Source organism: Rhizobium sp. R711 (genome assembly GCF_002211365.1).
GTDB lineage: Bacteria > Pseudomonadota > Alphaproteobacteria > Rhizobiales > Rhizobiaceae > Rhizobium.
In genome coordinates, this window is sequence record NZ_LOKZ01000023.1 from 216,151 (window position 1) to 228,949 (window position 12,799).

Consider the following 12,799-nt stretch of genomic DNA (forward strand, 5'->3'; position numbering starts at 1 on the left):
TGATTGTCGCCCTCACCAACCTTCACGCGCATTATGTGGTATTCGGGTTGGGGGACAAGTGAGCCATTTGGCGTAGGCCAGGCTCGGACTCAGCCAAACAGACCATTGAAAATTGCCGCGGTCCCGCCGCTGGGTGCCAGCTTCACGAAAATGCTGCGGATAAGAATCGCGACGATGCTTTCTGCGGGCGCGTAAAGACGGGCCGTTGGCGAGTTTGCAGGCTCATTTTTCGACCAGCCGCCCCAATTACGCCCGGCAAGCTTCCGCATCGTCAATCGGGAAGAGACTTGGTGACTATGGGTCCGTCATTGCCTGAGGCGAAATCCTTCCATGTCGAGCCGACATTCAGCCAACTATTCGAAGGGTGGCGCGTGACAAAGCCGACACTCCCGTGAGCAGCGGCCGAGCCTCGATCAAAGTCGTTCTCATGGAGAATGGTGTTCACCTTCATTGAATGACTGCCCGGTGCAGATTTGAACCGACCATCATAGGTCCATATCAGCTGGTAGGCGTCCACGAAGCCATAGGGGACATTCTTGAAGCGGTTTCGCTCGAATACGGTTCCGTTGTAGTCCGAACCGTCGTGCGCCCAGGTTTCGTATTCGACTCCTATGTGGGTAAGGTTCTCAAATCTGTTGTTGCGATAGACATTGCCAAGGCCACCCCAAATACCTGAGTTACCTGAGTCCGCGAACGTCGTCCCCACATAGAGACCGCTGTTGCTGTCGCTGACGGTATTGTTTGAATATTGCAGGAAGTATGGGGCAAGGCCACGCGTCGAGTCGAGTGCGATAGTCATCATTCCATGCCGCATCCTGGAAATGCGGTTGTTATCGATGACCGCGTCATAAACGTTCCCAAAAAGCAGAACGCCCGTGGAATCGGAATCATGTTTGCTGTAGGTCGAGCGTCCATCAAAATTGTTGTCGTAAATCGCAACCCTTGACGCGATTGCCGCCAGTGCAAAGCGGCTGGTCTGATCAGGAACGACATTCCATGGAGCATCAAGCGTTACGGTTGAATCGGCGGAGGCAACGATATGCCGATGCTGACCAGCACCCCTGCCACCGACCACAACGAGGTCCTGGCCGCCTGGCATTACCTCACCCAAATCCGAGAGCGATTTGAAGGATACGGTATCTGCTGTTGCCGTCACAAAATCGCTTTTGATTTTGCTGCCGACTATTTCAAAGCAGATCTGTTCACCCTTGTTGCAATCGACCTTGTCGCAATCATGCGGCGCGGCGTTTCTCGACGTGTTGTTGCCCCAGTAGAGATTGCGCATACTTCCAAAATGCGCTTGGCCGACAAAAAAGCGGCCAATCCCGTGGCCGTCGTCCTGGCTCTCATCGGCATTTGAAAGCTCGTTGCCAACCATGGAAAAATCGCGCCCACCCCATAAAGCCGCCACGGATTCACCATAGCCCGTCATCCGGAACTTATTGCCGGACAAGAAGACCTGCCTGCTGCTTCCGTAGAACGAGCCATTTTCCACCAACTCGGAGTCGCTTATGTAAAGACCTGAGGCGCCGTTGGCCTCCAGCGCCGCCACACCCCACGCATTGAGCCTGACGGAGGCGATCCGAAGATCCTTGGCCGAATATACCTGCATCAAGACGTGGTTACCGGTCTTGCGATTTGCGTTAAGTGTTAGCCCTTCGAATTGTACGTTTTCGCCGGCGATCTCGATCATGCTGTGGTCGATGCTATGATCAAGACGGATCTCCGTCATGTTCATGCCATTGCCAGCCCATCCAACATTACCGGGTACCGTCAGGAAAGAGGTTACAAGGTAGGTTCCTGCGGGGAAATAAACGGTCGCGGGTGCAGCAGTCTTTGCTGCCTCCAGAACTCGCTGCAATGCGGCCGTATCGTCAGTGATGCCGTCGCCCGCAGCGCCGAAACGTTTCACATTCAGCAAATTGCTTTTCTGATCCGCCCACGGTGATCGGGCGAGAATATCAAGCTTCAGCGGACCGCTCCAGCCGAAGCCGCCGCCATGGCTGTTGTGTATCCAAACCTCATAGGAGCCGCCCGGCATGTCCGGAATCGGAAAGTCCACCTTAAAGGGGTTGACCGCAATGGGCTTGACATAGCTGCCGCTGCCACCCGGCGGCTTGATATATAGATAGGATAGCGACGTTCCGTTGCCGCGGGTAAGGTTGCGCCCATAGACGGAAATGAGAGTCCCAGGCGTTCCCTTGTTCGGCCCAAGCCACCACGCCTCAGTGCGATTGATGGCAATAGGCTGGCCGCGGTCCCCATTCCTGTTAGGCCAGATGAGATACATCGACCATTCTGGCAGAGAGACGGGCAAAAGAACTGTCGCGGCAGTCTCATCGGCGCGCAGCGAGCTGACGGCGGTGATTTCCCCTTTTACCTCGGACGGCGCCTGGGAAAAAATCTCAAAATTCGACGAACGATCCAGCTGCACGCCGGTCATCGAGACGATCTCATTGCGGTCTGCGGTCCTCGAGAACTCTGCAATCGCGGGCGACGATCTGCTGACGCGAAGCAATGGAGGATTGAAAGGATCTGCTCCCCCGGGCAAGGGTGGTTCAGGAGTTGGAACAGGCATGCCGAAGTCACCCGGCCCCACGGCTCCTTTCGCCGAGGAGGCGCCATATAACGCGGCATCGTGCAAGCCGATCGTATCGCCGGTTCCACTTTGGGCAACTGCCATCCCGATCAGCGTCAAAGCGACAAGCGATGCAAGTACAACCGACGCGAATATCCTCATCATCGCCCCCTGCTGATGGACCCGATCGGAAACGGGCATTCATAGATGCGCTGCCGTCGCAGCATTCCCCGCACGGGAAACCAGAAGATCATGGCGGTCTACGCAACGACGACGAACCAATCCATGGAACACTGGCAAGTTCAAATCTTCACATTGGTCTTGCGCGGCATGATTACAGCTTGTGGCTTGTCGCCCGCTGTGGCATCTCCGACCGAAGCACGGCTTTTCGACAGGGCAGTTCGCAGTCTGGCAATCGAACGGCTGGCGATGGTAACGAAAAGCGTGTGAATTCCAACCGGGATCACCAGCCCGGCCATCATGACTATTTCCGGGACATCGGTGCGAATTCCGAGATAGCCAATGCCTCCGCAGACGGCCGATGCCACCATTATGATATTGGTGGTCGCCATCGGCGTATAGCCGGCGTCGAGAAGGAGATGATGCAGATGCCAGCGATCGGCTGACATCGGGCTGCGACCTGCCAGGACACGCCGGATCATCAAGCTTAAAGTATCTGTCACCGGAATGATGACGATCCACAAGAGTGCCATAAATGGAGCCGGAGATTTGTCGGATGCAAGCAAGAGAATGCCGTAAGCGATTGTCGCCCCAAGTGCCATGCTGCCGGCGTCACCGAGAAAGATGCTCGCGCGCGTTCGCCACGGGCTGCGCATATTGAAGATTAGAAAACCACAAAGGCCTGTCAGCAAGAGCTCGAACGGCAGTATCAGCTCGCCCATGTCCTTCACCTCAGCGACCAGCATGAGCCATATTAATGCGACAACTGCCGCTCCGCCCGCCAGTCCATCAACGCCGTCTATCATGTTCCAGGAATTCATGAGACCGGCGATGAAGCAAAGCCCGACGACGACGATGAGAGCCCCTGCCGAGGCTGCCACGCCCGGTGCAAATTCGGCAGACGAAATCTGCCCGATATTCAGTCCTCCGATCAAAATCGCGGCCACAAGAAACTGCATAATGAGGCGCAGCGAGGCCGGTAGCGGGTGACGATCATCAAGAGTACCAACCGCGACGACGACAAACAGTCCGACCCAGAAATTCAGACCGAACGCATGCATGTGACCGCTTAGAAAGTTGACCACAGCAAAGGTCGTAAAGATCGCAATACCACCGCACAACGGAACCGCGCCGATGTGCTGTTTGCGGGCATCGGGAAGATCCACCAGAGCGAGCGCGACTGAGGCTCTACGCAAGACGACGATAAGGGCAACGCACAATACGAAGATTGAGATATTGCTTATCACTACTTCCATATCAGCCCCCCTCGGCCACGCCAAACCCACGCCCAAGTCAGTTGGACGGTGCAAAATGCTTTGACGACAATATAAGAGGGGCCCTACACCGGCATATTCGCACAATCGATCTCCAACATTCACCTTATTGGTAAGGAATTGGGTTGGATCTCCACCCTTCACCTTATTGATACGGGGTTAGGTCTGGACTTAGCTGGCTCATGCTTAAGGAGAAGAGAGGCGCCAATTCCGTTGTCAACACGCGAGGCGAGGCGCGGCGGAGGCGGTTGGCCGGCCAGAAGGTTCGCGCGTAACTCCGTTGGAGAATAGGGAAGAGTTATACCCTCCACCATCGCCTCGATAGACACGCGCATCAGGTTCCGTCAGCGATAACGGGACAATTGGTGTGTCGCGTATCGGCCCAGGGAGGAACTGACCAGCGACGAAAATGCCGAACCGGACAGAGACGACAGATACGTCCCGACGCCTTCGCAACGCGCTATCGCTCGACGATTTCGAAGCTCTAGCCCGGCGGCATCAGCAGTCAGCTGGATGCTACGATATCGCCGCTGCGCGTCCGGCCAAGGGTTGCTTGAGGCGGTCGGCAGCAAGATGACTGTGAAGGTCGACGGTGGAATCCGCCGCCGAACCGACGTTTTGAAAGCACTTGTACTCGGAACCGAGTTCGCCTTCCTCGGTCGCCCTTTCCTCTATGCAACGGCGATCGGCGGCCATGCGGCTGCGATGAAAGTCGCCGCGATATGGCGCTGCTGGATGTCACCGGTTCGATGAGCGACGCCGGATTTCCTTGAGTGTATTTAGCCGAACAGGACCGCAGCATGACCGCCTACAGCCTCTCCCGCATGACGCGCAGCCAATTCTTCAATGGACCCGGAATATAGGTCCTCAGGCCAGGACGCAAACCTGGTGGCAAAGACCAGTCATCGAGATCAAGGGGGGGCGAAAGATTTTGACTTTCGGCCTTGATCGACCCGATGACCTCGTAATATCGACGTGCCATCTCATCAGATGTAAACCTCTCGGCGACCTTCCGCCTCGCCGCGGCCGACATCTGAGCCAGCAAGCTGCGATCACGCTCAAGACCGGCAATGAGCCGAACCGCCTGCCCATAATTGCCGACAGGGAAAAGCAGGCCATCCTGACCGTCATGAACGATCGTATCCGTAACGCCACGAATGTTCGATACGACCGGGACACATCCCGCCGCCATCGCCTCGATAAGCGTCATCCCAAATCCCTCGAAACGCGAGGGCATAATGAGCACGTCGTGGCGCGCGACCAGTTCGGGAACCTTATGCGGACTGACGGCCCCCTCATAGAAGACGCGCGCGTTGTGCGGAGCACTGAACCTTGCCTTCAATCTTGCAAGGTCCGGTCCGTCGCCGGCTATGGTCAGCATAACGGTATTGGGCAAGCCCTCAAGAATGGGTGGGAGCCACAGCACTCCTTTGGAAGCATCTTCGATCCTGCCGAGGAAGAGCACGCGCAAAAGCGATTGCGCTGACGGCTTGCGCTCGACTTGAGCAAATTTTGACCTGTCGAGCGCGTTCGGAATTGCGAATGTGGACTCGGGTGAAAAGCCGTGGCGGGCAATGAGATCGCTGCGACAACGCTCCGACACGCCGACGGTCGCGTGGACATAGTTGCGAATGGAAGTCGCAGCCGCATAAGTGCCGGGGGTAATATTGTGCACGATCATAATGCGCAGAATATCCTCGCGAAGATAGCGCGCGATATTCGTCTGCATGCGATCGCCGAGTACATTGATGAAAACGCCGTCATAGCCCCGGCTTTCAATCGCCGCAGCAAGGCACCGAGCACACGTCCGCTCGTCAAGCGTATCGGGCATATTGAGAAGTGTTCCAAACGCCATCTCGTCGCGCAAGTCAGGCGTTAGCGTGTGCCCGGTGCCCTGCGCCAGCCAGCCAACATCGATGCCAAAATCGGCCAGGCCATGCCGCAGTTGCTTGAAGACAGAGTATGTGCCGCCGATGTGTGGCAGAGCGAAATATGCAAACCTCACCGCATTCTCTTTCGAAAGTCGCGCTATCGTTCACGGCGCAATCGTTTGCGATATCGAAAACAATAACCGCTTCATCTCTGCGCCATAGATGGATGCTTGGCGGAGAGGTGTCCCCCTTCGAGGGAAGCAGAATGCAGACGCCGTACATTCGGACTAGGCGATTATACGAAAGGCCACCTTCCCCATTTTGTCTTCGATCGCATGCGATATCGTGAAGAGCGGCTGCCGGCCCAGGTCCTGCGCCTATTGGGCGAGATCAAAGGCCCGTGTCTTCTGCGAGCCTCCCATACCCGTTCTACACTTCACGATCATTGGATCTTGCCCGAATGCCTGGGTTTTTGAGCGGCTCCCATTGCCGTCTTGTTGAGCAGACAGTCCTTCCGCCTCTTTCGCCAATTCCCGGATGCGCTCATTCAGTTGGGCCTTGCGCCCAGTCTTTGAAGACAATCGGATTTCGAAGAGACGCTGCTCGCTGTTCATAACTGCGGCAACTTGCTCGTTCTCAACCTTTAGGCTTTTCGGAAAGATGCGGCGGGCTTCGCCGTCCGGAAGAAAACTCATCCGCTGGCTGAAAAGTGAGGGCTATCGAGAAATCTCCGTCCTAGGCATGAGCCTCGGTTCCTGGGTCGCAGGATTGATTGCCGCACATGATCCGAACGTTTCGAAGGTTCGCTGTTTCTGACGGGTGGAAGCCTTGCGGATATGGTTTGGACGGGTCGCGCTACACGAACTATCCGAAGCAGCGCCTCGAGCCAGAGATCGAGCTGGCTGATCTCAGGAGCGCGTGGGGTCCACTCAATCTCGAAAACTACGTGCATCGTTTGGCGCGGCCGGATCTCGATGTCCAGATGGTGCTTGCCAGGAGAGACACGGTTGTGATGCCGGAGCTGTCGGAGAGCCTGTTACGCAGTTTGAAGAACGCCGGCGGCCGAAGCCACAGGCGGCAAAATGCCGGTGAATTCCGATGCCAAGGGTGACAAGAATTCCGACTGGTTCGAAAGCTGGATTGCGCCGTTATCAATTACGTCCACTAGATCGCCAAGGAAGCCGGACTTTCCGGCATTCGACACGGTCCGCGGGGTGTTTCCCGAAAGTGATGAGATCTACGATGGCGCTCGCTTTCACGAGCGTACCCACACGCAGATCGACGTTCGCAATGACGCGTGTATCAAGGGCTTTTTCCTGCCGCGAGGCGAAACACCAGCGCTCACCTCTCCGGTTTCGCCCTAGCGCTGCCCCCGGGCGACCTTTGCAAATATCCCTGTCCCTGTTCGCAAATTCGCGCAGGCGTCGAACATATCTGGCTGGAGCTGTGATGCGTCTTCGACGCCAACACCCGCCGGAAACTGGGTGATGCCGACCCGTACGATGGCATGACCGACATAGTCTTTGACCACATCCATGGCCTCGTCGGGTGAACGAAGTTTGCGGATGGGAACCAGCCGACCATCTGCCTTCACGGTGCGGCGAGCGGATCGTCCGAACCGGCTGAAATGAACTGTTCGACGATAGCGGGGGTAAGGTTTGGATCGGCGCATTTCGCAATGAGGGCTGCGTCCATGGTCTTTGCTCCAGACGGAACATTGGGCGCCATTTGAAGTTGCCGTCGATTGACCGGGCCGGGACTGCCGAGACCATATCGCGCCTTGATATGGTCGGCGAGACGCAGTGCGAGCGCAACGATGGTCAACGTGGGCATGTCATTGCCGCACGTCGGAAAGATCGAACTACCGGCAACGTGCAAATTGTGCATGCCATGCACCTTGCAGTTCTGGTCGACGACGCCCTGCCGCGGATCGACATGCATGCGGGTGGTGCCCATGTGGTGGGCGCAGCCGATGACCGAGAGCGGATGCCCTTTGTCGGCATCTTCGAGATCGACATGGCCAAGGCCCGATCGAGCGAACTCATCGCGGACGAGTTCGAGCATGCGCAGGTGCGTACGCTTTTCCTGGTCGCCAATGCGCCAATCGAGATGGGCGCGATGGAGGCCGAGGCGATCCCGTTGTGACGAAAGGGTAACGCGGCTCTCACGGTCCGGCGCCGGCTCGACAACGGTCTCGATCTGGAAATGGTCCGATTTAGCCGCCAGTTTCAGGCGTCGATAGAGCAGCGACGTCACCAGGTTCGGGCTGTGTCGGACGACGGCGGCATAGGTCTGTAGCTTGATGTCCCGAAAGTGGCGCCAGCGGACAGCGTTATAGAGCTCGTGGAACTGTTCGGTGAGTGCACTGTCCTCGCCGGATCGGCATGCTCGGAAATAGGTCCGGCATTGCAGCAGCCGTTCACGCCGCTGGATCTGTTCGGATAGAGCAAGATGCGCGCTTGCGCTAGTGCCATCCACCGACAGACGAGGATTGTGATAGGTGAACCGAGCGTCGTAGAAGCGGAACAGATCAGCGCTCCGCGCTGGCGTCATGCGACCATGGCGAATGCGCGGATGCTCCATGAAATAGCGACCGACGAGGTCGTGCTGGTTGCCGAGCCCCCGCGCATCGACACTGTTTGACAACAAAAGAAGCCGCGCATTTTCGATGCCGCCCGCAGCAAGAATCGTGTGTTTCGCCCGCACGAAGAAGGCGGAGCGCGATGCCGACATCACATGGACGCCGTGCACGGTAGTGGCGTTGCTGCATGTCGCGAGCTGGACCGCGTTGGCATTGAGAATGACCTTTGTGTTCTTTGCCGATACCAGCTGCGCGTGATAGTGTCGGCCGAACCGCGTCGGTGGGCTGAACTTGCTGATGACTGTTTCGAGGGCCTCGCGGTCAAGCTCAAGCAACCCTATCGGCTTGTTCAGCTGGCTATGCCAAAACGCCGGTTCGAATCCATGATGGTTGACCTGAACGAGATCGTCGGCGCGCCGGTAGTAGGGTTCAACCTCGTCAAGGTGGAACGGCCAGCCGCTGTTTGGTATCCAGTCGCGCTCCTCGAAGTCGATGCTAATAAAGGGACGTATCCAGCCTCCCCAGCAATTCGAGCTACCACCCAGCCGCCGGGTGCGTGTTGCCTGCATATCATAGGGAAGACCCACATTCTCGCCCTGGTAGAGGGCTTGCGATTTTGTGCTTGGCTTTAGGCCACCACCTTCCAATACGCATGTGGCGATGCCCTGGCGGTCGAACTCGAGCGCAAGTGTGATACCCGCGACGCCGCCCCCAATGATGCAGATTTCCGCATCCAGGGTGGAATCGCTCGGCAATAGTCCAGCCTCGATCAACATGATTGACCTGCCCCCTCAATCCGATTCTCTATTGTTTGTTTCCAGCTACATCCCCTGATAGGCGCCATCTGTACATCTTGCTTGGGGAACGCTGTAATTTACATCTGTACATCGGAATATTGGGAGTACCCAACCGATGGATGCATAATCCGAAAGTTTTAGGGTCGCGGCGCGATGGGCACGCAGGGGGACAAGGCCCTCGGCACCACTCGATCAACGCACGATGTGGACGTCCATCATCGGAGCCATCTGCCCCGACAAGGGCTCATGCCGTGCTGATCGTTGATCAGGCTGGATGGCACGCCGGAACTCAAAGTACGCGACAACATCACGCTGCTGTTCCTGCCACCGTGGTCACCCGAATAAAACCCTGTCGAGAACCTGTGGCAATTATGAGAGAGAACTGGTTGTCCAACCGGATATTCAAAGACTACGAGGACATCGTTTCCCATTGCTGCGACGCATGGAACAACCTGCTCGCACAGCCATGGAAGATCGTGTCGATCGGAATGCGCGATTGGGCGCACCGGTTTTGATCAGCGCTCATTGGTATAATACTTAATTTTGTAGTAGAGCGATGAAGTATCCGCGATAATATATCTCAAGGAAGATCAATACTCACCCACCACCTGAATCGTTTTTGCTATTTGCGCCCCACAAGGATTCGCGCTCGTTTATCCAATCGATTTAACTTGTCTTAGTAACTAAGTCTAATGTCGCCTATAAAATAGATTAACTCAAATATCATATGATAATCGATAGATTCCAAATCACCTCTGAACGTATCATGCAGGTATATAACTTTTATATTCAATATTTCTGAAGAATGGTGCTATATGAATTCCATCTCACCAGGGGAAACCTCGAGAAGGTCCACAACGACAAATGTAGGCATCGCAACGGAAATCCGAAAATGACTTTCTGATGAAACCATGCGGCTGTACAGAATACTGTCGACGGAACCCGTTACTGCCTGTCCGATCGCATTGGCAACTGCGCGTCGGGAAACAGGGAAGCGTGTCATCAAACGCATTAAGGGCGGCGGCGTACAAGTAAAGGGGGTGCTAATGTCTGGCATGGTCAACGGGAACAACCAATCACATCTTCACAAAACGGACCGATTTCGCGTCACATCGAGGACAATCAAAAAATCGGCGGCGGAGACCCATAACGCGAACACACTCGCGATCATCGACGATCACGCACTTGACCGAGAACGTTTGGCCAAGAGTCTGACTGCCCACGGGCTCGATTTGGACATAAGGCTCTTCGCCTCGATCAATGATTGGATCAAATTGCCCGAACACGACTTCGCAGGCATCTTGATCAACACTGGCCACAGGGAATTCTCTGAGAAGAACATGGTCGAAGAGATCCGGCAACTGGTCGGCCAGTTTCCGAACGTCCCGATCGTCATCCTTTCGGAAAATAACGATCTGAGACAGGTGATTCTGGCCCTGGAAGCCGGCGTCAAAGGCTATATACCGTCCGCAATCGGGCTGCCCATTTGCGTCGAGGCGATCGGGCTAGCTTTGGCGGGAGGGGTCTTTATTTCGGCGGAAAGCCTGACGGATCTGCATAAACTTGTCGCGACCGCTGAGCACAAGGAGCGTCAACGCGCCGAACTCTTCACACCTCGCGAAGAGGAGGTGATCGATGCACTTAGCCAAGGCAAGCCCAATAAGATCATCGCCTATGAACTTAAACTGCGCGAAAGCACGGTGAAGGTTCATGTCCGCAACATCATGAAGAAGCTCAATGCCAGCAACCGGACCGAGGTCATGTTCAAACTGGGCGACCTCTTCAACTGATTGCTAGTGATGATTGTCTGCATAGCATGGCGGCCCGGACGGGCTTGCCCTTAGACTTGTCCATTCTGCGTAAAGGACGACCGAAGGGCAAAGCTCAGCCTCCACGCAGGATGATACGATCTGCGATTTTTTGGGCATGTGATTTCGCCTTCTAAGCCTTTAGGCTAGCCTGACACGCCAAACGGCGAGAATGATCCGATGCATCAATTTTGCCATACTGGCCCGACGTCAATTGAGCAGACCGAGGGCGCAGGTGAACGGCTTCATTCAGAATTTTGAGATTTCCGACCATCTTCGCAAACGCGCCAAAGCGCTTATACCCGGCGGGGCCCATACCTATGCGAAAGGTGACGATCAATATCCCATCCTTTCCCCTGGCTTTATCGCCAGAGGGAGCGGCTGCCATGTATGGGATGTCGATGGCAACGAATACATCGAATATGGCATGGGCAATCGCGCCGTGGGGCTCGGGCATGCCTATACGCCGGTGCTGGACGCGGTACGGCGCGAACTTGAATTCGGCTGCAATTTCACGCGCCCGTCGAAGATAGAGGTCGAATGCGCGACGGCGTTCCTTCAAACCATCGCAACCGCCGACATGGTCAAATTTTGCAAGGACGGGTCGGATGCCACGTCTGGCGCAATGCGTTTGGCCCGTGCCGTCACCGGGCGTGACCTGATTGCACGTTGCGAAGACCATCCGTTCTTTTCGACCGACGACTGGTTTATCGGAGCGACGGAGATGAATGCCGGTATTCCAGCCGTCGTTCGCGAACTCACCCTTGGCTTCAAATACAACGATCTTGAAAGCGCGCGCAGGCTGTTTCAAACCCATCCTGGCAAGATCGCCGCATTCATGCTGGAGCCGACGCGGGGCGAAAACCCCAGAGACAATTTTCTGCAACGGCTGCAGCAGCTCTGCCACGAAAACGGCACGCTGCTCATTTTTGACGAAATGATTACAGGCTTTCGATGGCATGTCGGCGGAGCGCAGAAACTCTATGGCGTCACACCCGACCTATCGTGTTTCGGCAAGGCGCTCGGTAATGGTTTCTCGATCTCCGCACTTGCCGGCAAACGCGAGTTCATGGAACAGGGTGGTATCGACCAGGCATTTCTGCCTCGCGTCTTTCTCCTCTCGACGACACACGGCGCGGAGACGCATGCGATGGCGGCCGCGATGGCCACAATGCATGTCTATCGGCAGGAGCCGGTGATCGAGCGCTTGGTGCAACAAGGCAAGTCGCTCCAGAGCGGAATTGAGCAACTTATTACTGCGCACGAGCTGCAGAACTTCTTTTCCGTTGTCGGTCACCCCGCCTGCCTCAGCTACACGACGCGCGACGTCGATGGAAAGCCCTCGCAGGCATTTCGCACGCTGTTCCTGCAGGAGATTATTCGCCGAGGGATTCTGGCTCCCTCCCTGGTGGTGAGCTACACCCATGCCGACGAGGACATCATTCGCACGATCGATGCGTTCGATGGCGCCCTTCGCGTTTACAGGCTTGCCCTTGAAAACGGCGTCGAAGACTATCTTGTCGGACGGGCCTCGCAGGTCGTGTTCCGCCGCTTCAACCATCCGCTCCCGACAGAGCAATTGCCGATCGCACGTCACTACTGACCGGATCGGAGCGGCGGCTGCTGTAGATTTGGGTGACGCCGCATTTAGCCCATTCATACTGCGGTCGATACCAACCCGCGCGATGAGCGCCACCAAGACGAAACGCC

Annotated in this window: 9 protein-coding genes and 4 pseudogenes; 6 read left to right on the forward strand and 7 right to left on the reverse strand. The window is 56.2% G+C overall.

Annotated features, from left to right (window positions below):
* Positions 1-89: 89 nt before the first annotated feature.
* From ATY80_RS29240 to ATY80_RS19210, 3 genes are all read right to left on the reverse strand, one after another.
* The gene (locus tag ATY80_RS29240) at positions 90-269 is read right to left on the reverse strand and encodes a hypothetical protein (protein ID WP_210190817.1); all 180 of its coding nucleotides are present in this window, start codon (positions 267-269) and stop codon (positions 90-92) included.
* Positions 270-271: 2 nt separating this feature from the next.
* The gene (locus tag ATY80_RS19205; RefSeq protein WP_245306879.1) at positions 272-2,698 is read right to left on the reverse strand and encodes a glycosyl hydrolase family 28-related protein; all 2,427 of its coding nucleotides are present in this window, start codon (positions 2,696-2,698) and stop codon (positions 272-274) included.
* Positions 2,699-2,880: 182 nt separating this feature from the next.
* Positions 2,881-4,119, reverse strand: coding sequence for an MraY family glycosyltransferase (locus ATY80_RS19210; protein ID WP_141105575.1), 1,239 nt, complete (start codon positions 4,117-4,119; stop codon positions 2,881-2,883).
* A 426-nt stretch (positions 4,120-4,545) separates the two neighbouring features.
* Between ATY80_RS19210 and ATY80_RS19215 the strand changes: the two genes are divergently transcribed.
* Positions 4,546-4,785: an alpha-hydroxy-acid oxidizing protein gene (locus ATY80_RS19215; protein WP_245306880.1), complete on the forward strand. Its 240-nt coding sequence runs from the start codon at positions 4,546-4,548 to the stop codon at positions 4,783-4,785.
* Positions 4,786-4,840: 55 nt separating this feature from the next.
* Here ATY80_RS19215 and ATY80_RS19220 read toward each other — a convergent pair whose 3' ends face one another.
* Both ATY80_RS19220 and ATY80_RS29045 read right to left on the reverse strand, forming a co-directional pair.
* The gene (locus tag ATY80_RS19220; RefSeq protein WP_088693929.1) at positions 4,841-6,037 is read right to left on the reverse strand and encodes a glycosyltransferase family 4 protein; all 1,197 of its coding nucleotides are present in this window, start codon (positions 6,035-6,037) and stop codon (positions 4,841-4,843) included.
* Positions 6,038-6,280: 243 nt separating this feature from the next.
* Positions 6,281-6,598, reverse strand: a complete 318-nt coding sequence (locus tag ATY80_RS29045; protein ID WP_088693930.1) for a hypothetical protein — start codon at positions 6,596-6,598, stop codon at positions 6,281-6,283.
* Between ATY80_RS29045 and ATY80_RS29710 the strand changes: the two are divergent.
* Both ATY80_RS29710 and ATY80_RS19235 read left to right on the forward strand, forming a co-directional pair.
* A pseudogene (locus ATY80_RS29710) lies at positions 6,564-6,975 on the forward strand (dienelactone hydrolase-related enzyme); the annotation flags it as partial. The gene ATY80_RS29045 and the pseudogene ATY80_RS29710 overlap by 35 nt on opposite strands.
* Positions 6,976-6,985: 10 nt before the next feature.
* Complete coding sequence (locus tag ATY80_RS19235) at positions 6,986-7,267, forward strand: hypothetical protein (RefSeq protein WP_245306881.1); 282 nt, start codon at positions 6,986-6,988, stop codon at positions 7,265-7,267.
* An 8-nt stretch (positions 7,268-7,275) separates the two neighbouring features.
* Here the strand turns inward: ATY80_RS19235 and ATY80_RS19240 are convergent.
* Positions 7,276-7,598, reverse strand: a pseudogene (locus ATY80_RS19240) (conjugal transfer protein TraH); the annotation flags it as partial.
* 114 nt (positions 7,599-7,712) lie between these two features.
* Positions 7,713-9,260, reverse strand: a pseudogene (locus ATY80_RS29715) (GMC family oxidoreductase); the annotation flags it as partial.
* A gap of 172 nt (positions 9,261-9,432) precedes the next feature.
* Between ATY80_RS29715 and ATY80_RS29720 the strand changes: the two are divergent.
* The 3 genes and pseudogenes from ATY80_RS29720 to ATY80_RS19255 all read left to right on the forward strand — a co-directional run.
* Positions 9,433-9,796, forward strand: a pseudogene (locus ATY80_RS29720) (transposase); the annotation flags it as partial.
* 450 nt (positions 9,797-10,246) lie between these two features.
* The gene (locus ATY80_RS19250; RefSeq protein WP_245306882.1) at positions 10,247-11,071 is read left to right on the forward strand and encodes a response regulator transcription factor; all 825 of its coding nucleotides are present in this window, start codon (positions 10,247-10,249) and stop codon (positions 11,069-11,071) included.
* Positions 11,072-11,324: 253 nt separating this feature from the next.
* On the forward strand, positions 11,325-12,692 hold the full coding sequence (locus ATY80_RS19255; protein WP_245306883.1) for a glutamate-1-semialdehyde 2,1-aminomutase: 1,368 nt from the start codon (positions 11,325-11,327) through the stop codon (positions 12,690-12,692).
* Positions 12,693-12,799: the final 107 nt, after the last annotated feature.

Bases quoted from the DNA above. Each gene is read 5' to 3' on its own strand.
- ATY80_RS19215 (WP_245306880.1), top strand. From the start codon at position 4,546: ATGCTACGATATCGCCGCTGCGCGTCCGGCCAAGGGTTGCTTGAGGCG.
- ATY80_RS29045 (WP_088693930.1), bottom strand. From the start codon at position 6,598: ATGAGTTTTCTTCCGGACGGCGAAGCCCGCCGCATCTTTCCGAAAAGC.
- ATY80_RS19235 (WP_245306881.1), top strand. From the start codon at position 6,986: ATGCCGGTGAATTCCGATGCCAAGGGTGACAAGAATTCCGACTGGTTC.
- ATY80_RS29240 (WP_210190817.1), bottom strand. From the start codon at position 269: ATGCGGAAGCTTGCCGGGCGTAATTGGGGCGGCTGGTCGAAAAATGAG.